Consider the following 23990-nt stretch of genomic DNA (forward strand, 5'->3'; position numbering starts at 1 on the left):
GAACTGGCGATCTCGCTCAGCTGCCGCTCAAAGGTCGCTGCATCTGCGGACGGCACCGCGGGTGAACTCGCTTGCCGGCCCGCGCTGTCCGACTTTACCTGCTCCCACTTCGTCGAGGCGAAATCCATCCGTTCCTCCCTTCAAAAATAGGCATCGAAGCTGGGCTGGATTTGACGTGCCGGAAATCAGCAACAAACTACCCTTTAACAGCCCTCGGCAGGCATGCATCGTGAGCATCGGCAGCCGATGTTCGTCCAGTGCGACCAACCCTGTCTGTTTTGTTAAATGGGGAAGCTGTCGACAACCTGATCACGACAACTAGCCTCGAACATGGGCAGGTGCCGGCGCGCTTCGCCGGCATGAGCCGACAGACCGTCGATTTTTCGATTCATTGAACAATTTGCCGGCGCGTCGCCGAGCCGGCGAATCGGGTGGCTCTGTCAGCTTTCTCCGACACATCGGTTCGAGGACCTATGAACGCCAGCAGCGGCCCGATGTCATGAGCATCCGCCGCCTTCAGAGCCGCGATCTATGTGATGCGCCTCTCGTTGATTTTTTGAAGGTCTGCGCCTGCTGTCCAGTCGATTGGGCCGGCGCCGTATACCTTGTCGAGGACGACATCGGCCATGATACGCGCGTGACGCCCGTTGCCGTTGGCAAACGGGTGAATGAAGAACAGCTTATGATGTAGGCGCACGGCGGCCTCGGTCGCCGCATAGGTGCGGTTTGCCGCCCAATATTGGGCGTCATCCATCAAGCCGCGTAGCTGCACTCCAATCTGGGTTGGATCAACGCCGATGTTTTTCCCGGTCTTCCGAAACACTCCTGCCCAGTCCCGCACGTCGCCAAAGAGCCGCCGGTGAAGCTCGATTGCAAAATCGTCCGAGAGGATGTCCTTGCCACGCGTGCGGGCAAGCCAGCGCGGCCCGGAAGCGATGTTGGCCTGCTTGAGCTCGTCAAGCTCGCCCTGCGTGGTGATGTGCTTGTATTTAAGCCCACTGAGTTCATTAGGATCGAGGGGCGCAGCTCCCTCGGGATATTCGAGCTTAATCGTCACTTGTCCTTCCAGAAGTCGGGAGCCATTTCGTAGATCAACTCGCTCATGAGGCGAGAAACTTCCTGCCGCGTCCGGCTGTCGGATACGGCTTGACCCTCAGCGCCATATGCTTGCCCGCTGTGTTGGTAATCGCCTGCGCCTTTTTTCGGGCATGGCCAATGATTACATTCTCGATGGAGCCAGGTGGAACGAAAGCGTAGACGAACCGGCAACCCATGGCTTCAGCTGCGGCCTGCATGGATTTCAGGGTTACGCCGCCGTCGAGTTCGGGTTTCTCTGCCTGTGCCACGTGGGCGCGCGTGACGCCCAACCTTTTTGCAAGCTGCGCGCCGGACATGCCAAGGGCTTGCGCACGGTTCGAATCCAGCCTTCGGCTGGTGTAGGCCGCGCAATCCGTCCTGCCGCACTCAAATTAGAGCCGTCGAACAACAGTCCTTCAACACGAGCCCTGCTCAATACGGGGCACTTTGGGTCCATCCAAAGCATCAATGCGTCGGATCAAAACAATAAATTTCACAGAAAGTCGGATAGAAGATATAAAGCCATAAGTGGCACCTGTTGCTGCAATGTGCGACGAGATAACCCGCGTCGCCTGATACGGTTCGGTCCGGCATCGGCTCAGACGCCCCAAGCCCCTCCCTTGGGTCAGTGCCGGACCGAGCCAGCCCAAAAGCCAGGTGCGATGGTCCAAAAGATAGACTGTCGCGGTCACAAGCAAGCTGACGTCGGTTTATAACTGGCTGACAGGTCCTCCAAAGGCACGCAGTACTGGATTGCTGGGGTAGCGGCTGTCACGCAATCGCTTGCCGCGCTTCGGCTGAATGAATTCAGCCGAAGCGCCCTGCACAGGCATCCGGTGAGAGGGGGAGGCCAGCTCCGTGCGATCAAGGGCGTGAGCCCCACTGCCTAGTTGGAGTGCTCGGCCACAGGTCGCCATCAGGTCCCACTGAGCGCGGCGACTAATTGCTTTTAGTCTCGTCAGCTTCTCGAAAGCTCGACCGCTTAAGGTGAGCAATGGAGAAGCCTGCGGCTTAGTGGCTGCGATCCCAAACCGTATCGAATGGAGATCTGGACGGAGATGTAAAATGGATAGAATCACTGCTTTGGTGGCAGACTCAAGGCCCGCCGGTACGTCACGCACGACACGGCAACCCATGCAACACGCAGCCTTCGACCAGCACCTGCGCGAGGCAGCGCAGTATTGGATGCAACAATCCCCTTCAGATCTTTCCCCTCGGATTGGTTCTGTCCACCAGAAGGATGATCTCTGTGAGACAGGGCAGCAATCAAAGCTTGTCGTCATTTCAAACCGCGTTGCAGCCGCCGACCCGGGCCAACCGAAGACGGGCGGCCTTGCCGCAGCGCTCGAGCCCATCGTGGCGCGTTCAGGTGCCGTCTGGCTGGGCTCCTCAGGCAAGGTGAGCGAGGACGCTGCAGCGAGTGTGCAACTCGAGTCATATGGCGAGGGACATATATCGAGGCTTGATCTGCCGAGCGCACACTATCCTGGCTTCTATGCAGGTTTTGCGAATTCGACATTATGGCCGGCGTTTCACTCCTTGCCCGACCGAATTTCGAGCTCGCCGCAACATTACGACAGCTATCGCGAGATCAATGCCTTTATGGCGCGCGCGGCGTTCGACTTGAGGGATCGAGACGCATTCTGGGTGCATGATTATCACTTTCTTCCGCTCGCCGATGACCTCCACAGACTCGGCGTCGACCGGCCGATCGGCTTTTTCCTACATACGCCGTGGCCGGCACCCGATACCATCGCGCAAGTACCCAATCATCGTGAACTCATGAAATCGATGCTCGACTATGGCTTGCTCGGCTTTCAGACCAACAGGGACGTGGATAACTTCCTTGCATGCCTCCGTTCTCATCTTGGCCTAGAAAGCAAGGATGGCATCGTGATTTCGGAACGCGGGCGGACGCGCTGCCAAAAGTTTCCGATCGGTATCGATCCGAAGCAGTTTGCAGAATATGCGGCGGAGTCGCTTGCCAATCAGGAGGAATATATCTCCTCCGTGCAAAAGAAACTCGGGGGCGCGAAGCTTGCAATTGGCGTCGATCGACTCGATTACAGCAAGGGTATCGACAACCGGATCAAAGCTTTCGATCAGGTGTTCGCAGCCGAGCCGCGCAGCATTTCACTCTTGCAAATCGCCATACCTTCACGCACCGAAATTGAAGAGTATCAAGCGTACAAGCGCAATGTTGACAGCTTGGTCAGCCGGGTCAATGTCGAGCATGGTACGGACGAGTGGAGCCCGATCCTCTATGAGAATGACGCTTTCAGCCAGGCTCGACTCGCGGGTCTTTACCGCGCCGCGCGCGTCTGCGTGGTGACACCCTTGCGAGACGGCATGAATTTGGTAGCGAAGGAATATGTCGCTGCGCAAGACCCGAAAGATCCGGGCGTTTTGGTCTTGTCCAAGTTTGCAGGTGCGGCCGAGGACTTCAACAACAATGAGGCTCTGCTGGTGGATCCGACCCGCCCTGACGAGATCGCGTCCGCGATTTCCAGAGCGGCCAAGATGCCCCGCGAAGAGCGCATCCAACGCTGGCAGCCGATGAAGGATAAACTTGAAGCTTATACAATCCACGATTGGGCGGCGGACTTCGTTGGAGAATTGGACAAGAGCCGGATCACGGCGCCGGCGGACCACTTCCATTACCTCGGCTTCGGCTGGATCAACGAGGCGCAAATGCCCTCGCTCCGGACAGCCGCCGAGTTGGACGCATCGCTGAAGCGCTCAATGGATAGATACTGGATCCCGCCAGCGACAGGCGATGTCATGCCGAATGTGTCCCTGAACGATTGAATCATAATGAACGTGGGTTGGGCGGATGAGCGCATAGGCTTCCCGCGCAAAGATCTGGAGCAAGCAAAGCCGTGATGATTTCGAGCGTCGCAACGCACTCTCGCCGTGACGCTCAACGACCAGGGAGTCGTCGAATTGCTGACTCGTCGGTGGCATTTGGCGACAATCACGAAAGGCAATCGGTGGGAACGTCAGAGCATTCAATGCAGGAAGCCAAAAGCCCTTACGACGGACCCATGTAGAAGGTTTCAGCTATAGCTATACTTTGGTGAAAAATGGTGTCGGTGAATGGAAGCGCGAGCGGACCTCGACTGAATTCTTGCAAAACCTGAAAACTGCGAGTGCGGCGTGAATCAATCGACGCCGCTGCGCGTGGGGCTGCCCGTGACGATTGACGAGAAACCATGCGGCTGCTCGGGGATCCCATGCCCTATGCCCATCAGGGTACGCTTATATCCCCGCGTACGATGCGCTACGGCTAAGCGACATCCGCCCCAGCAGCATAGACAGCGCATTCTAAGCCTTCATCGGAGATGAAATATGACGGGCATTGGCCGACTTGACAGATCACGCATCGCCGATGATGCAGCCGAACCGGGCAGTTCGCGCTCCCCATCGAGTCGGGCGGCGGCGGAGGGCAGCCGATCGTTCGGTTCCGTCGTGGATCGGATGCGCTCTGAGCCTGAAGGTAGAGGTTTACTCTCGGCTGGCATCGCGCACGGTGCTGATGACGACCTTGGTGGTAGATCTTCCGGCCCATCCGTTGGCGCACATCGAATCCCGGTTGCCGCGCCGCGTGTAGCCGCTACGCGGCGGCGCGGCGTTCCTTCTTTGTCGGAGGCTGACAGTACGACGCCGATCGCGGGCGCGCCGTCAACTTCAAGTGAGGCAATACCCGCTCCCTGGACAGAGGAAGAGAAAAACGACGCAAAGCAACGGATGCTCGGCCTGCTTGAGGAACTAGACGTTCGCCAAAAAAGCGGCCTGCAAAACATACGATCGATGGACGAACTGCAAGACAAATTCGATCGGGTCATCAATGCGGGTGCAAACGTTCTGGAATACTACACAAGCCTACCCGGCCCGGTAGCGCATCGCATTCTGCCCGACGATCAGGTGCGTCAAATCCGCGACCACGCGATCGATCGAGTGGACCATTGTGATCGTGTAGCCAAAACAATTATCGAGAAGTCAGAACGGGGCAGGCAGGCTGCCGACCGCATCCTCCGCGAGATGTACCGATCCAATGCCTCCCCCGACCAGGTGATCCGGTCGGTTTCCAGTGTGGCTAAACATTATGTCGCCTGCATGGAGTGGTGGGACAAGAAGGTACAGCGCGGCGAATGGGCGCGGTCCGTGTGCGCCGCGGCTTCCAATTTGCCAAGTTCAACGGTCGAAATGCGGCGGGGCGAAGAAGCCGCGCTGCGCCTGCGCACCGGCTGGCTAATGGCTACGAAGGTCATGCAGCTGCAATCCCGGACCGCTCTCGCGCAGCTCAAGATTGAGCCGCAGACAAGCACGTTCGAACCACCCGTCAGGGACATCCTCCACGAACAGGTGGCTCTGTTGGACGGCTTCATCGCCGATGTTTTTCCGGCATTCGTCTCGACGAAAGATGCTGTGATGAACAATCAAGGGCGTCCCCTCGACGCACAACACTGCGCCGTTTTGGAAGGAGTCATGGAGCGGCTTTCGGAATTTGCGTCGACGTCGTACTCCATGCTTGCCAAGCTAAGCGACCATGGAACAGGTGGCCGCCTCCCGTTGGAACTGCTTGGGCAAATCGTAGACGGCGCATGGATCACTGCCGACGAGGTCATGCGGCTCCTGGATCTGCAGCCAGAGCCTGCACGGAATTTATCGCCGGCCATCGCCAGCGCTGCGATATCGGCCGACAAGGCTGGCACGGCTGCCGTGTCCCAAGGAACTCTGACGCTGCAGACGCAGTCGTCGCCCATCACTGCACGGACAGCTGCCGCGGGCGCTACAATACTGGCCGAAACTGCCGGCGAGGCTGCGGTGGCCGAAGTCACCGCGGCGCGCAGCCGGCAGAGGAAAAGCAAGGGCAAGCTGGCTGCCGGTGGCGGGAGTTCGGCCGCGCCGCGGCCGGAACCGCAAGTCGTTGCAACCGTCAGCGACGACTCCGCGCCAGCAACCAAGGTTCTCATGCGTTCGGATCGAGGCACGAAGAAACTTGTGAGCGCGAGAGAGGCGCATGCGAGCGCGTCATCGGCGGCGGCACACTTGGCGATCTGGCAAACCCCGGCCCCAGCCTCGACGGAGACCCTTAGGCCGCTACTCACGCGGCTGGACGAACTTTTGCAGTTCGATACGGCTGGTCAGCAAAGGACCGTCTCTCAGGCGCGCCAGCTGAAACCCGAAGACGCCGACCACGCCGTCGAAACTGTAATCGCGCGCCTCCAGGCACAGACCACTGAGATGCAGGCCTGTCTGGTCGCGTTGGAGGATCCTCGGCGACGCGTCCTGCTCTCGCCCGCGCAAGTGGTCGAAGTGCACGACAAAACCGTCCGGCTCAAGGTGATATTGTCCGAGGCGAGGGGACTGGCTAAGGCTTTGAACGAGACAAGGGCCAACGCCAAGATCGAGTGCATGAAGACCTACGCCTTTCCGTCCCAGAACCACCTTGAACACTTGCTTGAGGCCAAGGAGTTGACGCCTGCGGATCTGCCACGTGCGTTGAAGGGCGAGCCGGGGGCGCTGTTTGAGATCAGGCTGCAGCCGAAGGCGCTGCGCAACGGCGTCATGCCGGGTCCCATGTGGGTGCACATCCATACGAAGCGGCCGGTACATGCAGGGGAGTTGGCAACACTGGAAGAAGCCGATTTCGCCGCTTGCCACGTCAAGTCGAATGAGCAGCGCGGCCATAATCGGCAGTGGCAGGACGCCCGCGCCAAGATCGGTCACGAGAACATCGTGATCCACCGTGGCAAGCTCACCCCCGCGTTCTGCAAGTCCTTGTTGGTCGCCGGATCTAGCAGTCATGCACGCCATTCCTTTGCTGAAGCGAAGCATCAGTCGACGCAGGCTGTCGGTCATGGGGTGTAGTTGTAGAGCGATGCCCGACGCCAGCAAACTACGTTTCGCGACAACCGAGTTGCCGAAGTCCAGCCGCCATAGCCCAATGAGCCTAGGCGAGGCCTCCACCGGCTGCAGCGGGAGGGCAAAGCGTGTTTGGAACGCGAGACCGCCTCTTCGACTTCGGTCCGAGCTCCCGACCCCCTGCTTCACCGGACCGGCGGTACATGCCATTGGCGACTTTCCGATGCGGCCCAGCGGCGAACCGATCGCGGCGGCGAGCCGGATCGTGCGAGGTGCGGGTCAGGTCAATCTCAGATAGTGCGACAGCGCCCACAACTGGTGCTCTGCCGGAGACGCTACAATCGCCGGGTCTCGTTCTCACCCTGGTGACTTGGAAGACCTTACGCAGTCCCTTCAACATCAGCGCCCCAAACGGTCCTGACGCGTGCTCGTACATAGCGCCCGATCTGCGGCCACTTCTGACAAACATGCAAGTCCAGTGGCAGCTATTGCGACGGTGCCAACGCATTCCGTTCGGACTTGCCGTTAAGCGCAACCGACAGGTTAAGATTGTGGAGCAACATCTGATTTTCTGGCTCTGTTTGGAGGGCCTGCCGATATAACGCTTGTGCCGCGTCATGCCTGCCTTGAATGTCCAAGACAGCTCCCTTCGCATTCAACGCGCGCAAGTCGCCTGGAACTGCAACCAGGACGCTGTCGAGGACCCCAACGGCGTCATCAAGGCGTTTCTGCGCCACCAAAACCTTCGTAAGACGGATTGCCATATCAACATTGCCTGGATGTTGCCTCAGCTCATCTCGCAAAGCTCGCTCTTGAGAATCCTGACCGACTTCGCGCAAAATGCGTTCGCGCATAGCCGGATCGATGTGATTGGCGCCGAGCAAGTCCGGGGGCGACGTCTCCTTTACTGAAAGAGCTGGCTTATTCCAACTAGCGCAACCGGCAAGAGGCAGGATGGCGAATGCTGCGAAGAGAACCGGTTTCAGATGAAACGAAAGTAACGGTGAAGCGACATGCTCATGTGAACTCATAGTTGGTTATCACCTATCTTAGATGGCAAAGCGGAGATTGCGCGGTTCTCCTGGCGTCCCACTTTTGGTTCCAGGCGGATCCTGACCGATCCGGCGGGCTGAATCGTGAAGTCTGACGCGAGGTCCTGATAGGACAGTACAGCAAGATCGATCCCATTTCGGGTGAGAAAGCCGCGGACGAAGCGTCGAACATCCATCGAAGTCAATACGACAGGACGGGCTTGATCCGGCGTTGCGCCGGAAATGATCTGACGCATCTGTGATAGCAGAGCTTCGCTTTGCTGATCCTCAAGCAAGAGGGAGGGACCAGCGGCCGAATCCCGAGCCGCGTTGCGTACCACATCCTCAGTCTCACGATCTATGATTAAGGCGGGCAGGACACCGTGTCCGTTGGCATAGCGATGGCAGATCTGCCGCTTCATGGCAGAACGGACGTACTCCGTGAGAAGGGCGACGTTTTGCTCACGTTCGCTCCATTCGGCCAATGCCTCCAAAATGAGGCGAGTATTGCGGATCGGGATACCTTCATTCAGCAGGCGGCGCAGCACATCTGCAATCCGTGGGATCGGTGTCGTGCGCAGCACCTCCTTCACCAGATCGGCATATTCTTGCTCCATCCGGCCCAGCAACTGGCTCGTCTCTTGGATGCCGACCAAGCGAGGTGCGTAGCGAGTCAACATAGCCTGGACACGCAACGCGAGGAGTTCGCTAGGCGAGTAATGCGCGATACCGGCAGCTTTGAGACCCGCCAAATGGCTTTTTTCGATCCAGATTGTGTCCGTTTCTAAATCATGCCGAAACGGGATGCTGCTCGATTCTAATTTCGCCACATCATCTTTGAGCTTCAGCTGTGTGGGATCAATCAAACCTTGTTCGACCGGGACGCCCTCGATATCTGTTCTGAATTGGGACTCGGGCAGCTGTTGATCGATCGAGGCAGGAATGCTGGGAACAACGATGCCGAGATCGACTGAAACCAGTTGCGAAACACCTGCAATGTGCTGTTGCAATTCGGCTTGGTCGATCGCATGCATAAGGTTCGGCGAAAGGAATAAGGCGATCGGACCGGCTTGGGCAGGCGGGGTTTGGTTTGCGGACTCCCCTGACGCTGCCGTTGTACCATCGCCGCTGCTGGCGGCCAGCACATCACCCTTGACCATGCTTGCCGCGGCGAAGATTGCGGCCAAGGCGAGAAAGACCGGCAGGGGGAAGCCAGGAACGAACCCCATTGCAATCAAGACAGAGGCCGCCAACCGCAATGCTCGCCTACTGGCCGTGAGTTGATCGACGATGTCGGTCCCAAGGTTGAGGCTCTCAGCTCCGGTTACGCGAGTGACGATGGTGGCCGCGGTAATTGAGAGCAGCAGGGCCGGAATCTGCGAGATGAGCGCATCACCGATGGTCAGCAGAGTATAGTGACGCAGCACCTCGGCGAAGGGCATTCCCTTCGAAAGCACGCCGATCGAAATCCCACCCAGCATGTTGATGAAGATAACGACCAACCCGGCGATGGCGTCGCCCTTCACGAACTTCATCGCACCATCCATCGCGCCGTAAAGTCGGCTCTCCTTCTCCAATGCGGCGCGACGCTTGCGAGATTCGTTGCCATCGATGTGGCCGTTCCGCAACTCCGCGTCGACCGCCATTTGCTTGCCCGGCAGCGCATCAAGCGTGAAGCGCGCCGCCACTTCTGCTACGCGTTCGGCGCCCTTCGCAAGGACCATGAATTGCACCATGGTGACGACCAGAAATATGACAATACCTACGACGATATTACCTGCGATCACGAAATCGCCGAACGTGTGGATGATGCTGCCTGCCTCCCCCTCGGCCAGGATCAGTCGGGTTGTTGCGATGGTGAGCGCCAGACGGAACACCGTGGAAATCAAAATGACGCCGGGCAAGGAGGAAAAATCAAGCGGCGTGCTGATATGCAGGGCGACCATCAGCAGCAGGATGGCTAAACCCATATTGAATCCGATCAGCGCGTCAATTACAGCGATCGGTACTGGCATGACCATCATAGCTATGGCCAGAAGCAGCATCAACGCGACCATTAAGTCCGGGTTGGCCGGCGCGCGCTCGATGAAGTTACGCAGGATGTTGGCCATGGAGGCCCCTTTGTGATGGTTTGAGAGTTGCTCTGCTGCTACGCAGATTTCGAAGACCCACCAGCGCATGGCTCAGCTTGAGGCTGGGAGACAGGCGCGAAAATGGATGGCGGCCGGGTGGATCCGGTCTGTTCAGGACCGCCAGTGTTTGACCGAAAGCTTGCCAGTTAAGCGGATAAGCGCGGCGCCGCCCTAGGCGGACATCCCGAAAACTAGCGTGGTCAACGAGACACAGCAGGGGCAAGTCTCGTGCGCTCTGCTCGTATTCAAACTCCTTGCCGGACGGGGTGGGGAATTTGCGCTCTTGCTTGTGGCTCGGGACGACATCACCGGCTTTGGGAGACGCTCGTTGGTTGCAATGCAGCGTCGCGGTTGACGCAGGGTCGCCATGGGCAAGCCTTTGAGAAGGCTGGTTGCGGCTCTGCCGCAACATGACCATCCGCCGCAACTGGTTCCGCAGGACGCCACCTTCACGCAACCTATGAAATCGAGCGCAACAGGATAGGTGGGGCTGCGTGACCATGGGAGTTCTCGTGAACGTGGCCTGCCGCCGCGAGCCTTTAATATGGGAGAGAAGCAAGGCGGCCATTTCGGCTCAGCAGCACGCGGCCGTCCTCGATCCGATCGACCGTCCATCCATTGTCCAAAAGGGCGCCGACGAAATACTTCTCGCCACCAATGACAACATACGGCGAAGACCCACGCCAAACCGCTTCAACCGCGATTGCGGACGGCCCTTTGTCCTCTTTGATGACAACTCCATTAACCAGAGTCACTGCGCCCTTCGTGCGATGATCAAACCACTGCTGAACCTTCTGCCAACTGGTGGCCGATGCAGACGCGACGGTACCTTCAGCAGTCACAACACCCTTTTCGGAGCCGATCTTGATGTTGAGCAGGCCCGCTCTGGCGACTTCGTTTTGCAAATCTTTGGCCGCGGCCTCGGTGTTCTGATTATCAGCACGGTCATTGGTCAGCTTGGATTCAAGTTTGGCACTAGACGAATTGGTGCCCGATCCACCGGCGCTGTCGTAGTAGGAGAAAATGGCTGAGAGCGCGCCGATCCCGACGGAACCGAGTAGCACGAAGGCTAGCACTGGGATCGATAGCCGTGGTGGACCGTTCGACACAGCTGGCGCTGCACCCTTTGCCGACCAGAGAATGGACATGGCGCCTATTTGAACAACGACAGGAAGAGCAACCACAACACGCTGGCCTGCGGCTACATTCCCGTTGCCCTCCACGCTAACTCCGGCTGCCAGGGCATCGAGCTCGATCGAATCTTCAACAACATTGATACGAAGATGATGCGGCGCGAGTCCTTGCTCGACGAAGATTATATCGGCATCGAGGCCGCTGCCGATTAAGCTGGCTTCTGGAGCCACCTCGCCGGTCAGTCCGCAATAGAGACCTGACAAAACTTCGAAATGAAGGGAAACGGCGTCATTCAATGATGATCTTCCCAAAAAGGAGAGAAGCCGCACGGCAATTGCCGTGCGGCTCATTTCGATTCCACATCGCGCCAGCTGGACGCGATCGAGGCTACCTGAGCCGCGCTTCAGACATTAGTTAACGCGTTCGTCGGCCGCCTTCTTGACTGTCTGGAGCTGCATCGAAACAGTGCGCAGCTCCATACTCCTAGCCGTAGCCTCCGCGCTAACCGCCGCTAGATCCGCGACCTGGGCCTGGAAGGCAACAGCTCCAGCGCCTCTGGCAGCAGTCGTTCCAAGCGTCGCAGCGGCTGTACCAAAGGTGTTGGTAAAGGCTTGAATAGGATTAGCCATATAGTTTCCCTTTCAGTTCGAATTGTGCCTTCATTGACGGCACACCACATCCTGACGAGGACCATCCAACGTCAGGCATCCTCTTCTTCCGTTTCTGCCATAGCGTCCTCGGAATCAGCCATGACATCCATCATGATGGTTTGCGCAACGGCACAGAGAACCTGCTCGAAGGCTTCTTGTTCAGCCACAGATTGCAAGCCGCCGCTAGAATTGTTCGGGATATCCGCCCGATCGCGACCGTTAACAGGCCTGTTGTACGCAGGCGGCCTGCTTTGATCCGGCCTGCTATGATCAGAAGGTCCGCCGGGCGCGTGCGGCGGTTGTCCACTCGAATGTCCATGCCCCCCCGTACGGGCCAAGGAAAAACCCATGCTGCCAGATCCACTTCCAATTGCTGCGACCATCAGGTACTCCGGCTTTAATCATCAATTTCGTTGGCGGACGGCGAGGGCCGCGTTGGTATCCATGTCCCCAACCTATAGCCGCCACCTTTCGACAAGCTGACGAGCTTCCGTAAAAACGGCGCTGCCGCAAATCACGGTTGCGGCGATCTGACCTCTGCTATTGTGGCAGATTTCTTCCAGCACGATTTGGCCGCGAGGTATGGGTCAACTGCTTTGCGGTGCCGTCTACTACTTCCCCGGTTTCCACTTAATGTCAGCTGTGCTGTTGTACTGACGGTACTTTTCTGGGAGCAATGGGTATGCTGACGGACGCCACCCTTTGAAAACCAAAAGAGAAAATCTACAAAGTCGTGGACCGTGACGGTATGTATGTCAAAGTCATGCCGGGCAGCGCGATGCCGTCTCTGCTGGACTACAGGCTCAATGGGCACCAGGAGACGGTGCATCTGGGCAGATATGGACGTGACGGAATCTCGCTAGCGCTCGCACGAGAGAAGTGCCTGGACCAGCAACCTCATCCGCGTGGGACGATCGCCAGCGATCGAGAAGCAGCGGGCGAAGCGGGCGAATTCGGCGAGAATTGGCTCACGGCCGCGCCAATGGCCGACAGCACGCGGGCCACGCGGCGCGCCATCTTTGAGCGAGCGCTTCTTCCGGTCTGGCGCAATCGGCTCCTGCCGGAAATTACGCCGGACGACCTAAGGGCCCTATGCGCCAGCATCGTTAAACGTGGTGCTCCGGTGACAGCAATTCACGTACGAGATATAAGCAGATTTACGGGCTCATCACGGAAATTCACGAAAAAGCAGCCCGGTTCCCTCGGTTCTATTTCACCCATCCGCGAATGCGGCGCACAATCTCGGACGTCGAGATCCCGTAGCGATCATGAAGTGTCGGCAACGCGCCGGCATCGAGGAATTTGTCGGGCAGCGCGATCTGGCGAAACGTGGGAGTCACACCGTCTCGCAAAAGGAGGGTGGCAACGCCTTCACCCAGCCCGCCTATGATCGTGTGGTTCTCGGCCACGACCACCAACCTGCCGGGCTGGCGCGCAGCGGCAAGTATTGCCTCTGTGTCGAGCGGCTTGATCGTCGGCACGTGCAGCACCGCGCAGCCGATACGGTCAGCTTCGAGAGCCTTTGCCGCCTCCAGCACACGCATGGTCATTAGGCCGCTGGAAATGAACAGTACGTCCGCACCGTCGCGCAGCAATCGCGCCTTGCCGATCTCGAATTTGTAGTTGTAATCGTCGAGCACGACAGGGACCTTGCCGCGCAAAAGCCGCATGTAGACCGGCCCCTTGTAGTCCGCGATCGCCTCCGTGGCCTGTTCGATGTCGAGCGCGTCGCAAGGATCGATGATCGTTAGGTTCGGCATGCCACGGAAGATCGCGATGTCCTCCGTCGCCTGGTGGCTGGGACCGTAGCCGGTGGTCAGTCCCGGCAGAGCGCAGACGATCTTGACGTCGAGATTGTCCTCGGCAATCGCCATGCAGATGAAATCGTAGGCACGTCGGGAGGCAAAGACAGCGTAGGTCGTGGCGAAGGGCGTGAAACCCTCCCGCGCCAGGCCAGCGGCAGCGCTCATCAGTACCTGCTCCGCCATGCCCATTTGATAGAAGCGATCCGGATGCTCCTGCGCGAAGACATGTAGGTCGGTGTATTTCGCAAGATCAGCCGTCAAACCCACGATCCCGGGCCGCTGATGGGCTAGCCTTGCAAGTGTGTGTCCGAACGGCGCGTTGCGCGTGGGAACGCCATCGGGCGCGATCGAGGCGATCATCGCCGAGGTGGTCTTGCGCTCGCCCGCGTTGACGGCGTGGCGCGGCGCGAATTTTGACAGCCTCACTCCGGACGTCCCTTCTCCAAAGCTTCGAGCGCCAGCGCCCACTCATAAGGCTCGACGCGGATGAAATGCGTGACGTCGCGAGCCTCCAGGAACGGCACTCCCTTACCCATGCGGGTGTCGCAGACGATGATACCGGACGCGGATCCTTGAGACCCCGCGCGTTGTCGAACGCAGCGCGGACGGCCTCGATGTCGTTGCCGTCAACGCGCTGCGCGTGCCAGCCGAAGGCCTCGAACTTGTCGGTCACCGGCTCCGAAGACAGCATGGCTGTGGACGGGCCGTCGGCCTGCTGGTTGTTGAAGTCGACGATGGCGATGAGGTTGTCGAGCTTGTGATGGGCGGCAGACATCGCTGCTTCCCAGGTCGAACCCTCGCCGAGCTCACCGTCGGACAAGAGATTGTAGACGAAACAATCGCTCTGCTTGCGTTTCAGTCCCAGGCACATGCCGACGGCGATGCCGAGCCCGTGGCCGAGCGATCCGCCGGTGATTTCCATTCCAGGCGTGTACGCCGGCATGCCGGACATCGGCATGCGGCTGTCGTCGGTACCGTAGGTCTCAAGCTCTTCCTCGGGCAGCACGCCTGCTTCGATCAATGCCGCGTAAAGCGCGATCGCATAATGTCCGATCGACAGCAGAAAGCGGTCGCGCTCCTCCCATTGTGTGTCATCCGGCCGCTAGCGAAGCGCATGGAAATAGGCGACCCCAAGCACATCGGCGACGCCGAGCGCCTGCCCGACATAGCCCTGGCCCTGGACTTCGCCCATGCGCACGGTATGTCGACGGATGCGATAGGCGCGTTCTGCAAGGCTGACATTGCTGCCCGCACGTGGCATCTCGAATTCCGTTGTTCCGTCAGCCATGGATCAACATCCCTCCATTGACGTCGATCACGGCGCCGGTGATGTAGCTGGCCAGATCGGAGGCGAGGAAGAGGTAGGCGCCCGCCACGTCACGCGCATCGCCCAGGCGACTGAGCGGGATACCCTTGATGATGTCGGCGCGCACGGAATCGGTCAGCCTGCCGCCGGTGATGTCGGTCTGGATCAGGCCAGGCGTGACGCAGTTGACGCGGATGCCGTCAGGCCCGAATTCGCGTGCCATGGCCTTGGCAAGGCCGAGCACGCCAGCCTTGGCGGCTGAGTGATGCGGGCCACCGAAGATGCCGCCGCCGCGTTGCGCGGAAACGGACGACATGCAGATGATCGAGCCGCCGCCATTTTCACGCATATGCGGGATGAAGGCCTGGCTGAGATAGAGCACGCCGCGCAGATTGACATCGAGGATGCGGTCCCAGTCGGCCGGACCGATATCGAGTGTCTTTACGGGTTGCGTGATCCCGGCAATGTTGCACAACACCTCAACCCTTCCGAACGCTTCGGTCACTTCTTCAGCAGCCCTCTTGCAGGCATCGAGGTCGGCGACATTGCAGGCGAGGCCGATATGCTCGGGTCCAAGCGACGCGGCGGCGTCACGGGCTTGTTCCTTATCGAGGTCAAGAACAGCAATGCGCGCGCCTTGCTCCGCCATCAGCGTTGCCGTGGAGCGGCCAATTCCCCGAGGGCTCGCGGCACCCGAAATCACCACGGCCTTGCCCTTCAGCAACATGTCAAAGTCTCCTGCTGTTTCAATTGTCTCGGCGGATGATCTAGAGCCGGTAGTAGCGAGCGGCGTTGTCATGGAACAATGCAAGCCGCTCCTCGTGTGTGTAGCCTTGCGTGATCTCCTTGAAGGCGTTCACGACGGCGTCGAAGCTCGAGAACAGCTTGTCGACGGGGAAGTTCGTCGCGAACATTGAGCGGCCGACACCAAGGCCGCGATCGCCTCCTCGACATAGGGGCGGATCGACGCCGTGGTCCAGGACCAGTCGCTCCGCGCAACGGCGTCCAAGGCGCCCGCATGACCTATCCTTATCGTTTCGACCGTTCGTCAATGTCGGTTCAATTGGCCAAGGACGGAGCAGGCGTGGTCCTGGAAAGCACATCCATAGCATTCGAGGATCTAGTGTCGGGCGCCTTGGTGCCCGTCTCGACCAAGTTCGACGTCACCGAGTTTCCAGGCTATTGGCTGGTCTGTCCTTCGCGGCACATGAACCGGCGTGCGGTTCGCTTGTTTTCGGAATGGGTATCACGGGTCGGCAAGCGCGATACCGATCTGGCTCGCCAATTTCTGGCGGATAAGGAACTTCGCATATCGTTCGAACGCCGGCCGCATTTCGGCGAACAGGGCGACAGAACGGCGCCAATGGCGTGATCTGGCAATCTTGCTAGACGCCGCGCATCACTCGACGTTAAGCTTGGCGGAGCCGACAGCACCTGGGTATTGATAGCTTAAATGCTGGCTGTTATGTTCGGAGCGGCCAAAAATAGCTTGTATTCTAGCCGTTTTGTGTTGCCGGTTCGTCCGGAACCTCTATCAAGTGGATCGTCTTTCCTTCGCAAAGCGAGCCCACTCCGGCTTGCCATTCCCTGAGCATCCTTTCACCGACCCAAGGGAAGCGGGACTCTTCAAAATAGGCCTTCGCCCGTCTCGAAACGTCTGAGATCGTGTCGCAGGTCTGCTCTACGATCTCCCCTACGCGCCCCGGTCGGAGGTTCGCCCGGGTAACGCCAAGCCGATCGAGCCTCTTTCGGTCGGGCCAGGCGGTGGAGCCGTCGAGGGTGAGCGCCATGGCATCGTTCTTAATGTAGGCCCTGGTCGTGATGAGGTCATACACGGGAGCCAGCCTTACCGGACTTTCCGCGTCTTTGTAGACGATGCCAAAATTCTTCAGGTGGGCATCGCCATTGCGGATGGCGCAATTAATCACAAACAGGCGGAAAGCCACTTCCAATGACCCGACGGCATTTTCGGGAGAGACGAACTCCTTGATCCGCTTGAAGAGCTTTGTTTCGTATCCTCCGTTGTACTTGTCCTTGCTGGTTACGCCGTTCAGCACGCAGAAGTCCTCATATCCGAGGTACAAGCCATCGGTTAGGTCGAATCTCTCGACCACGAGGGCGAGACCATCCTCGGATAGCCGGAAGTCCGGCACCTCGAGACCGACTTCCTGGGCTGCCATAAGGCAGAAGAATTCGTTTGCCGCCAATTCGGGATACTCGTCGGGGTCCCACATTTTGACGATGTGGGTAGCTCCGCGGACGCTGAGGGACCCACGTCCGTCTGACTGCTCATCCTCCCTGGCTCGCACCAGCACCTTCGGCTGCACTCCGGCCACCCCTGAATGGACTGCGTATGTTTCCAGGAGCTCGTTATAGAGATCGCCTTCCCGACGGGCGCGCAGCAGGTCGTCAATGCTTCGGAAAGGGACATCCTCCACCAGTTCCTCTTCCATGCCAGTGAAGCGGATGCGGCCGATTTGCGACCGACCGACGACGGCCAGCAGGTCGATGTCGTCGAAGCGGCCCAATGCCTTGGCGAAGGCCGTCCGGATCTTCCCTTCAAGGGCTCCCTCCGGCAGGTTCATGTCAAAAATGGGAAGGAGGCCGAACTCCGAATTCCACGATTCGGTCCGTTTGGGCATCGTGAGCGACACGGCGTCACGGTCGTCGGCCTTTACGTCGTACACGAAAGTCGAACCACGCTTGCCGGACCTGTCCAACACGCCGACTGGCTTGCTACCTACCCATACGCGGAGCATCGTCTTCCTCCAGGATGTCTTCGAGCGTGGGCCGCTTGTTGTTGAATGTCGTCAGCCGAAAATCCAGCCCTACGATGTTCATGAGCGTGAGCACGCCTTTGAAACCCATGTCGGATACCCTGCCGTTCTCAAGCGCCTCGATCCTCGCCCGACTGACCCCAGAAAGTTCGGCGAGCTTTTCCCGTGTCAGCTTACGTTGTCTTCTAGCATTCTTGATCTCATTGCCAAGGTCGATCAGATCGATCATTTTCGCCTCACAAAATAGCTGTATTGCGGATTTTTGGAGAGATTAGCTTATATCTTGGCTGTTTTCAAGAATGCATCAGCCTGAAACTCGGGCCGCGGCATCACGCCGACCATGATCAGCATGCCGAACATTCTCATCCCATCATCGGCATGCCGCTCGAGGATGCCTGGCTCGATGGTAAGGACGTTCCAGTGCTGGTCGTGCCATCTATGCCGTTCGTATGCAGCGTTATCCAAGGTCTTTGACGGGACGGGGCCGGCGCTACTTGACGTCAGGATTTGGTGCGCGAAGCATGGGTTCGAGCGGCGGCCATGCCTGAACCTTCGATGTCGCAAACCAGACATCTTGGGGTCAAGGCGAAGCGCGGCGGAAATTCGCCCCGTCGAGCACCGGTCGCACAAGGGGCTTAACAACCGGGCGGAAAACTCCCACGTGCCGCTGCGAAAACGTGAGCGGACGATTCAGGGCTTCCGATCACCGGGAAGCCTTCAACGCTTCGTCTCGATCTTCTCCACGATCCGCAATCTCTTCGTCCCACCCGCTCAAAGCGCTGCGCTCTCGCCACACATATTCATCGTCTGCTTGCCATGGCGGAATGGACTGCCGCGACCGCCGGCGTCTGAGGTCGACGGCATTAGCATCATAGCGGCCGTTATCAGACAACGTGACATCGCCCCAGCAGCATTTCTTCGACCAAGCGCAGGCTCAGGGGGAACCGATAGTAGAGCCAGACCGCATGAGCGAGGATCTGGGACGGGAAACGGTGGCGCTTGTAGCTGATGACGGGCGTATTCATGCCAGCGCGCTTATGCCACAAATCGCTCACAGCGAGTTAAGTTGATAAGGCCCGTCGAGGTCCTCTTCGATCACCCCCGCCGCGTACAACTGGTCCAGCAGATCGGCGACTGCAAGGGCGCTCGCTCCGTCCGTTCCGACCCGCATAATAAGCTCGGAGGCTGTGCAGTTGCCGCACGCGATCAGATCGCCAACGGAAATCGGAGCGACCTGGTCGAGAACCCGGTGTTCCATGTTGCGTGAGCGGAGATGGAAGTACCGGTTCCCTGCCTCGTATTGCAGATCTCCGCGGAAGCGGATCGGCAGGTTGGGAGGTGGGCTTTCGAACATATGCTCGTCGATGATGCACTGCAGCCCATCCCGGAACTCGTCGGGCGTGCTGAAGAAACGTTCGTCCACGATACGGTACCCGAGAGGCCAGCGTTCACTACCCGGTACCGGCGTTACCAGTTGTATACGTCCTTGCCGCATATTTACGAGGAAGCCGGAAACACAGGCTATCGTAGTGGGATAGTCCTCCGACAAGGCGAGTGAATCATCTTTGTTGGCTGCCTGGAGTTTCTCCTGCCGCTTGCGTGCGCGCCCGGCAAAAGCCTTTGTGGTCGGCCCCTCTTTGCCCTGCAGGACGAGTTCAACCCCCATCAGGTCCTCGGGCGAAAACGCCGCGTGAATCTGATTAAGATGGTCCGTGCTCAGCACTGAGAAACGATTCGTCACGCTACCGTAACGTTTGAACAGTTCAAGCACGCGCCTAGTGAGCGCCTGATCCTTAAGCGGGGCGGCCGTCGTCGTTTGTGGCAATGCGCCCGTGATTTGATAGTAGTCGAACAGAAAGCGGTCGTAGTCCGGGTTATCGATCGGATCTGTGGCCCAGTAGCAGAAACCAGTGCGGGCTGCCGAACCGAACATCTCGCTCGCGACACCGACCACACCGCGCCAAACCTCGGCATGCTCCTTGCTATACTCATAATACCCCTTTAAGCGGTCGGCCGACAAGCCGCAGAACCAGCAACCGACGGAACAGCCTTCACTCAGCTCGAAAGCGATGATGGGGTGCGTGATCGACGGCGCCAATTCGCCCAGTTCGTCGTTGCAGCGCCGGATTTGGCGCTCGCGCCAAGCATGGAAGCGAGGGTTGACTGTCAACATTTCGCCCTCGGCGCGCAGGAGGTAGCGATGGCGCAACATCTCGCCCATGTACTCGTCCCACATCATAACCAGCGGCCACGTGGCGGCCTCCGGCTCGAAGCGGTGCTCGACGTAGTCCCCGCACCAGAGCGGCAGCATCTCCATTGGGTCAACTTCGATGCCGTAGCGCTCTGTTACCGATCGAGGGGCGTCGATGTTCTCCGAAAGGGCCGTGCGGAACTTCCTGTCGCCGGCAAGCCGCTCCATGAAGCGCTTGACGTGTGGCAACATTCGGCGGTCCTCCAGCGTTCGCTGGGCAAAGATTTGTTGCCAGTCTTCGCGAGGCTTCGAGTCAACCCTTGAAGTGGCCTCTTGTACGCCTGATGGCATGATCCCTCGACGCGGGTTGCTTTGATGTTACTTTAGGCCGGCTCGACCGAGCCAATGCGGTTAGGTTGCGACCAAAACAGCAATTACGACAACTAATACGACCGCAGCGACTCTAGCTCTTCCGTCGATTTGCGCAGGGCTAGTGGAATTAGCCAACGCAGTGGTCTGTACAAAGCTGGTCAAGGCCGGAACGCTCGAACCACACTTGCGGCCTGCGATCGCGCTGAGCTTCTTCGTACTGGACTTGTGCCGGCTGTTCGATCGGATGTAACTTTTAACCTCGTCAAGCGTGATGTTGTAGTTGAGGCTCTTTCCAATCGCTACGATCGATGCAAGCCCTCCAGCGCGTCGTTTGAGATTTTCAAGCGGACTGCCTTTTTTTCCTAAATCGTTGACGAATCGCTCTAAGTCAGTTTTCCGCATGACGAATTCGTGCCTTTGCTCGATGTTGCCTAACTATCTATCTCGCTCTTACAAGCGATCGGATGATGGTTCCGTGAACGCAAGCGCCGTACCAACCTCAAAATCTTGGCTTTACGCGTTGTCTGACAGTACGCATTGTCAACTTGCCGACCTTTCGGGTTGCGAATTGACAATTGGCCCGCTCCGCGCGGATGCGGGTGAGGAGCTCGCCCCAAACCTAGCCCGCCGTGATTGGGGGGCGAGATCAAGACGCAAGATCCGCCTGCACCTGTCGACATCCTGCCCCGATCAAGGCATCCTGCGCATCGTTCTCGATCGCATCCCCAACTCGTAACATAGCCGACGGGGCGCCGGACGCCCCGCAAACGAACCCGCTGACCTCTCCGCAAACCCCGCCTTCCATCACAACGGATTATCGCCGGCGCCCGTGAGGCTTGCGAAAAAGCACCGCAAGGGGAACCACATCGCCGCTTCAGGCCGCCAAAAACTCATCGTCGTGCATCAAGGCGGCTAGGCGGTCCTGCGCTCCATCCACGAGGGTGCGCGCGACATGGCCCGTGATATCGCCGCGGTGGGGCCAGATGATCCGTGAGGGCAACGCAACGCCAGCATGGCTGGCCAACGATTTCAATACGAGTCGTGACACGCTTTGCTCGTGGCGCAGGTCATCAAGCTCGGCTCGAGGGACGGGCGTATTCATGCCAGCGCGAATGCGCGCGTTGGACGATGGGCAGCCGGAAAGCTTGTCGGAAATGCGCAGTCGAGGGGCCACCGGACCCCTTCCTTCCTGAAGACAGCAGCCGCGCAAAAACTGCCCCTTGAGCGAGCCTCTATCGATGCGCGCCTGGGTTGCCAAACCAGTCTTCCCCGTCGAAAATGTCACCATGTTTCGACCATCGGGGCTATTCGGTCACTCTCATCGACGGCGATCGGCGGATTGGGCGCGATCTCGACAATTGGCGGGAGGGATCCCGCCACGGCCCGTGATTTTGTTTCATCTGTCCATGATGACTTGTTTCCATGGTAACATAAACACAAGGAGCTTACGCGGAAGCATGCCCCCATGATCATCTCCGCTGCGATCCCAAAGGGCGGCACTGGCGGTCTGGCTCTACTATCGGTTCCCCCTGAGCCTTCGCTTGGTCGAGGAAATGCTGCTGGAGCGGGGGATCGTGGTTTCTTATGAGACGATCCGCCAAAGGCTTCCCGGTGGATCGGAAGCCCTGCATCGTCCGCTCACTGGGGCATCAAATTCGGACCTGATTATGCTCGCCGCTTGCGCCGCAAGCAGCCAAGCCGGAGCGATATCTGGCATCTGGATGAAGTCGTCATCAGCATCGCCGGCAGGAAACATTGGCTGTGGCGGGCCGTCGATCAAGATGGATATGTGCTCGACGAGATCGCCCAGAACCGCCGCAACACCAAGGCTGCCAAGCGATTGCTGATCCGGCTGATCACCTGACGCCTGGCTGCTCCGTAGGAACGCAGCTTGTCGGTGATCATGCGCTTCGGCGCGACGCCCTGCTTCTTCAACACCGGTCGCACAAGGGGCTTAACAACCGGGCGGAAAACTCCCACGTGCCGCTGCGAAAACGTGCAACGCTTCGTCTCGATCTTCCCCACCATCCGCAATCTCTTCGTCCCACCCCGCTCAAAGCGCTGCGCTCTCGCCACACATATTCATCGTCTGCTTGCCATGGCGGAATGGAATGCCGTGACCACCGGCATCTGAGGTTGACGGCATTGGCATCATCGCGGCCGTTATCAGACAACGTGACATCGTCCGAGCGCCTGATGCCTACGAGGGGCGATGCTTTCGCCATGACCGTAGTCGGCGAGGCGTTCGACGAGCGCAAGCTCGCTGGCCGCGCTGATGAAGGAAATCCTGACCCTCGTGCAGCTCCAGCATGATGGCGAGGCGATCGTCGCGGCGATCGGCGGCTTCGATCTAAAATTCTCCGGTGAGCGTTTCGGGAAGGACGGCTTCCACTACGCCACCATGCTGCTGCGCACCGGCGCCGAGCATGAGGTCGAGCTGCCCATCACCACGACCCCGATCGGCGCCATCGCCCGACTTGAGCAACCCTCGACAATTTCGAAAGCGAGCGGGAGAGCTATCGCCGACGGCTCGCCGGTGCGCAAAAGCGCCTCGCCTCGTACAGGCCGCGGGTTGGCGAAGCCTTCACCTTCGAAGCCGAATTGACGCTGAAGCGCGAGCAACTGGCCGAGGTCGAGGCTGATCTCGCCAGCGACAAGGACGACGCCGACAACGGAAGTGGCGGTGCGGCTGATCGGAAAGCAGCATAGGCTTTCTATCTCGACAGGCGGTTCTCGTCGTCGATCAGGATCACGCGGGCCGGGGCTGCATCGCCCCATTTCCAAAGCACCAGGTTAAGATCGTCGGCGGCGGCACCGGAGGCGAAGCTCCTTACCAGCAAGCCATGATAGCCGCCGGCGATCAGCCGTCGGGCGAAGGCCTGCGTTCGTGGTTCCCCGCTCGCCTTCATCTGGTCGCGCCATGTTTTGTCGGCGAGTGCGGCAGCATCCATACCCTCTGCCTCGAGCGCGAGATCATCCCGACAATCGAACACACCATTGATCTCAGCGTCGTAGGAGACGAGCGTCGTCGGCTGGAGATTGCCGACCTGGTTGGCTTCGCGTAGGGCCGTCATCACCGACAGCGACGCATAGAGCGCGGGCAGGCCCTTCGGATTGAATCGTCCACCGTAGAGTTCCGCGCCCCGCCCCGACAGCGGCTCGCGCGCATAGATCGGATTCAGCGCCCGATAGAGCTTTCCACGATACAGCACCGTTTCAGGCGTGCACGCCGGCGTCGACCGCGTCGACATAGTCCAGCACATCGTCGGCGCGGCCGCTGCGCACGAGTTGCATGGCCGTCTGACCCGAGAAGCCAGGCAGTGGCTCGGAGCGATACCAGGCATAAGCCATTAACTGCGAACCGAAACGCGGCTCGACCTTGTTGATCACCTCAACCATCTCGCGCAGCCGGCGCTGGGTCTTGTCCGACCGGATGCGATCCTTGCGCTGGACCGCGTCCTTGCCAAGCCCTGCGGTTCGGGCGACTTCCTCGCTGGTCGTGCGGAATGCTTCCGCGATTTTGCGCGGCGTGAAGAGGCCGTTGTCGGAATACTGGACGAGACCCATAGCGATCTCCTGCGGTTGTCGATGCCAATTTCTGTGACGCAATATAGCGTCGGTCGGTGCGGCATTCAATGGAAATAGTG

At 59.1% G+C, this 23990-nt stretch carries 19 protein-coding genes and 5 pseudogenes; 7 read left to right on the plus strand and 17 right to left on the minus strand.

The genetic code is table 11. The features are described from left to right. Positions 1-529: 529 nt before the first annotated feature. Positions 530-1057 carry a mobile mystery protein B gene (locus AC04SF_RS36295; protein ID WP_488481709.1) on the minus strand — a complete coding sequence of 176 codons (528 nt, stop codon included), beginning with the start codon at positions 1055-1057 and terminating at the stop codon, positions 530-532. A 43-nt stretch (positions 1058-1100) separates the two neighbouring features. Beyond that, positions 1101-1394: a helix-turn-helix domain-containing protein gene (locus tag AC04SF_RS36300; RefSeq protein WP_488481710.1), complete on the minus strand. Its 294-nt coding sequence runs from the start codon at positions 1392-1394 to the stop codon at positions 1101-1103. A 748-nt stretch (positions 1395-2142) separates the two neighbouring features. Here AC04SF_RS36300 and AC04SF_RS36305 point away from each other — a divergent pair. After that, positions 2143-3885, plus strand: a complete 1743-nt coding sequence (locus AC04SF_RS36305) for an alpha,alpha-trehalose-phosphate synthase (UDP-forming) (protein ID WP_488481711.1) — start codon at positions 2143-2145, stop codon at positions 3883-3885. Between the two features lie 939 nt (positions 3886-4824). Beyond that, the gene (locus AC04SF_RS36310) at positions 4825-6951 is read left to right on the plus strand and encodes a hypothetical protein (protein WP_488481712.1); all 2127 of its coding nucleotides are present in this window, start codon (positions 4825-4827) and stop codon (positions 6949-6951) included. A gap of 479 nt (positions 6952-7430) precedes the next feature. On the opposite strand, the gene AC04SF_RS36315 is transcribed toward AC04SF_RS36310, so the two are convergent. The 3 genes from AC04SF_RS36315 to AC04SF_RS36325 form a co-directional block, all read right to left on the minus strand. Continuing rightward, positions 7431-7976, minus strand: a complete 546-nt coding sequence (locus tag AC04SF_RS36315; RefSeq protein WP_488481713.1) for a tetratricopeptide repeat protein — start codon at positions 7974-7976, stop codon at positions 7431-7433. Next, a complete protein-coding gene (sctV, locus tag AC04SF_RS36320) occupies positions 7973-10087 on the minus strand; it encodes a type III secretion system export apparatus subunit SctV (protein WP_488481714.1) in 2115 nt (704 codons plus the stop codon). Before sctV ends, AC04SF_RS36315 begins: the two co-directional genes overlap by 4 nt. 560 nt (positions 10088-10647) lie before the next feature. Beyond that, positions 10648-11538: a SctD/MshK family protein gene (locus AC04SF_RS36325; RefSeq protein ID WP_488481725.1), complete on the minus strand. Its 891-nt coding sequence runs from the start codon at positions 11536-11538 to the stop codon at positions 10648-10650. Between the two features lie 1075 nt (positions 11539-12613). Here AC04SF_RS36325 and AC04SF_RS36330 point away from each other — a divergent pair. Next, positions 12614-13042: pseudogene (locus AC04SF_RS36330) on the plus strand (integrase arm-type DNA-binding domain-containing protein); the annotation flags it as partial. Between the two features lie 58 nt (positions 13043-13100). On the opposite strand, the gene AC04SF_RS36335 reads toward AC04SF_RS36330, so the two are convergent. The 4 genes and pseudogenes from AC04SF_RS36335 to AC04SF_RS36350 all read right to left on the minus strand — a co-directional run bounded on the left by AC04SF_RS36335 (position 13101) and on the right by AC04SF_RS36350 (position 15917). Continuing rightward, complete coding sequence (locus AC04SF_RS36335) at positions 13101-14123, minus strand: transketolase family protein (RefSeq protein ID WP_488481715.1); 1023 nt, start codon at positions 14121-14123, stop codon at positions 13101-13103. Next, positions 14120-14958, minus strand: a pseudogene (locus AC04SF_RS36340) (transketolase). Before AC04SF_RS36340 ends, AC04SF_RS36335 begins: the two are co-directional and overlap by 4 nt. Positions 14959-14977: 19 nt before the next feature. Next, the gene (locus tag AC04SF_RS36345) at positions 14978-15730 is read right to left on the minus strand and encodes an SDR family NAD(P)-dependent oxidoreductase (protein WP_488481716.1); all 753 of its coding nucleotides are present in this window, start codon (positions 15728-15730) and stop codon (positions 14978-14980) included. A gap of 40 nt (positions 15731-15770) precedes the next feature. Next, positions 15771-15917 (minus strand): amidohydrolase family protein, encoded by a 147-nt coding sequence (locus AC04SF_RS36350; protein WP_488481717.1) that lies wholly within the window; start codon positions 15915-15917, stop codon positions 15771-15773. Between the two features lie 104 nt (positions 15918-16021). Here AC04SF_RS36350 and AC04SF_RS36355 point away from each other — a divergent pair, with 104 nt between their 5' ends. Further along, positions 16022-16375 carry a type 2 periplasmic-binding domain-containing protein gene (locus AC04SF_RS36355; protein ID WP_488481718.1) on the plus strand — a complete coding sequence of 118 codons (354 nt, stop codon included), beginning with the start codon at positions 16022-16024 and terminating at the stop codon, positions 16373-16375. Between the two features lie 124 nt (positions 16376-16499). On the opposite strand, the gene AC04SF_RS36360 is transcribed toward AC04SF_RS36355, so the two are convergent. Together AC04SF_RS36360 and AC04SF_RS36365 are read right to left on the minus strand one after the other, a co-directional pair. Continuing rightward, positions 16500-17762 carry a type II toxin-antitoxin system HipA family toxin gene (locus AC04SF_RS36360; RefSeq protein WP_488481719.1) on the minus strand — a complete coding sequence of 421 codons (1263 nt, stop codon included), beginning with the start codon at positions 17760-17762 and terminating at the stop codon, positions 16500-16502. Continuing rightward, entirely contained in the window at positions 17740-18009 is a 270-nt protein-coding gene (locus AC04SF_RS36365; protein WP_488481720.1) for a helix-turn-helix transcriptional regulator, read from the minus strand. The genes AC04SF_RS36360 and AC04SF_RS36365 overlap by 23 nt, the downstream gene beginning before the upstream one ends. Before the next feature lie 369 nt (positions 18010-18378). Between AC04SF_RS36365 and AC04SF_RS36370 the strand changes: the two are divergent. Further along, positions 18379-18632, plus strand: a pseudogene (locus AC04SF_RS36370) (DDE-type integrase/transposase/recombinase); the annotation flags it as partial. Between the two features lie 47 nt (positions 18633-18679). Here AC04SF_RS36370 and AC04SF_RS36375 read toward each other — a convergent pair. The 4 genes and pseudogenes from AC04SF_RS36375 to AC04SF_RS36390 form a co-directional block, all read right to left on the minus strand. Beyond that, positions 18680-18805 (minus strand): annotated as a pseudogene (locus AC04SF_RS36375) (IS6 family transposase); the annotation flags it as partial. Between the two features lie 26 nt (positions 18806-18831). Further along, positions 18832-20223 carry a radical SAM family RiPP maturation amino acid epimerase gene (locus tag AC04SF_RS36380; RefSeq protein WP_488481721.1) on the minus strand — a complete coding sequence of 464 codons (1392 nt, stop codon included), beginning with the start codon at positions 20221-20223 and terminating at the stop codon, positions 18832-18834. A 159-nt stretch (positions 20224-20382) separates the two neighbouring features. After that, complete coding sequence (locus AC04SF_RS36385) at positions 20383-20745, minus strand: hypothetical protein (protein WP_488481722.1); 363 nt, start codon at positions 20743-20745, stop codon at positions 20383-20385. A gap of 472 nt (positions 20746-21217) precedes the next feature. Continuing rightward, the gene (locus AC04SF_RS36390) at positions 21218-21601 is read right to left on the minus strand and encodes a hypothetical protein (protein WP_488481727.1); all 384 of its coding nucleotides are present in this window, start codon (positions 21599-21601) and stop codon (positions 21218-21220) included. Between the two features lie 220 nt (positions 21602-21821). Here AC04SF_RS36390 and AC04SF_RS36395 point away from each other — a divergent pair. Together AC04SF_RS36395 and AC04SF_RS36400 are read left to right on the plus strand one after the other, a co-directional pair. Next, positions 21822-22477, plus strand: a pseudogene (locus tag AC04SF_RS36395) (IS6 family transposase). A 141-nt stretch (positions 22478-22618) separates the two neighbouring features. After that, complete coding sequence (locus tag AC04SF_RS36400; protein WP_488481723.1) at positions 22619-22948, plus strand: hypothetical protein; 330 nt, start codon at positions 22619-22621, stop codon at positions 22946-22948. A 109-nt stretch (positions 22949-23057) separates the two neighbouring features. Here AC04SF_RS36400 and AC04SF_RS36405 read toward each other — a convergent pair whose 3' ends face one another. Both AC04SF_RS36405 and AC04SF_RS36410 read right to left on the minus strand, forming a co-directional pair. Continuing rightward, entirely contained in the window at positions 23058-23555 is a 498-nt protein-coding gene (locus AC04SF_RS36405; protein ID WP_488481726.1) for an RES family NAD+ phosphorylase, read from the minus strand. Between the two features lie 4 nt (positions 23556-23559). Continuing rightward, on the minus strand, positions 23560-23910 hold the full coding sequence (locus tag AC04SF_RS36410; RefSeq protein WP_488481724.1) for an MbcA/ParS/Xre antitoxin family protein: 351 nt from the start codon (positions 23908-23910) through the stop codon (positions 23560-23562). Positions 23911-23990: the final 80 nt, after the last annotated feature.

It is taken from the genome of Mesorhizobium sp. CNPSo 4671 (genome assembly GCF_057784245.1).

What these genes read in the sequence shown, in the direction of transcription:
- AC04SF_RS36300 (WP_488481710.1), bottom strand. Translation starts at nt 1,394, where the DNA reads ATGTCCGGCGCGCAGCTTGCAAAAAGGTTGGGCGTCACGCGCGCCCAC.
- AC04SF_RS36305 (WP_488481711.1), top strand. Translation starts at nt 2,143, where the DNA reads ATGGATAGAATCACTGCTTTGGTGGCAGACTCAAGGCCCGCCGGTACG.
- AC04SF_RS36310 (WP_488481712.1), top strand. Translation starts at nt 4,825, where the DNA reads ATGCTCGGCCTGCTTGAGGAACTAGACGTTCGCCAAAAAAGCGGCCTG.
- AC04SF_RS36315 (WP_488481713.1), bottom strand. Translation starts at nt 7,976, where the DNA reads ATGAGTTCACATGAGCATGTCGCTTCACCGTTACTTTCGTTTCATCTG.
- sctV (WP_488481714.1), bottom strand. Translation starts at nt 10,087, where the DNA reads ATGGCCAACATCCTGCGTAACTTCATCGAGCGCGCGCCGGCCAACCCG.
- AC04SF_RS36345 (WP_488481716.1), bottom strand. Translation starts at nt 15,730, where the DNA reads ATGTTGCTGAAGGGCAAGGCCGTGGTGATTTCGGGTGCCGCGAGCCCT.
- AC04SF_RS36350 (WP_488481717.1), bottom strand. Translation starts at nt 15,917, where the DNA reads ATGTTCGCGACGAACTTCCCCGTCGACAAGCTGTTCTCGAGCTTCGAC.
- AC04SF_RS36355 (WP_488481718.1), top strand. Translation starts at nt 16,022, where the DNA reads ATGACCTATCCTTATCGTTTCGACCGTTCGTCAATGTCGGTTCAATTG.
- AC04SF_RS36360 (WP_488481719.1), bottom strand. Translation starts at nt 17,762, where the DNA reads ATGCTCCGCGTATGGGTAGGTAGCAAGCCAGTCGGCGTGTTGGACAGG.
- AC04SF_RS36365 (WP_488481720.1), bottom strand. Translation starts at nt 18,009, where the DNA reads ATGATCGATCTGATCGACCTTGGCAATGAGATCAAGAATGCTAGAAGA.
- AC04SF_RS36380 (WP_488481721.1), bottom strand. Translation starts at nt 20,223, where the DNA reads ATGTTGCCACACGTCAAGCGCTTCATGGAGCGGCTTGCCGGCGACAGG.
- AC04SF_RS36385 (WP_488481722.1), bottom strand. Translation starts at nt 20,745, where the DNA reads ATGCGGAAAACTGACTTAGAGCGATTCGTCAACGATTTAGGAAAAAAA.
- AC04SF_RS36400 (WP_488481723.1), top strand. Translation starts at nt 22,619, where the DNA reads ATGAAGGAAATCCTGACCCTCGTGCAGCTCCAGCATGATGGCGAGGCG.
- AC04SF_RS36410 (WP_488481724.1), bottom strand. Translation starts at nt 23,910, where the DNA reads ATGGGTCTCGTCCAGTATTCCGACAACGGCCTCTTCACGCCGCGCAAA.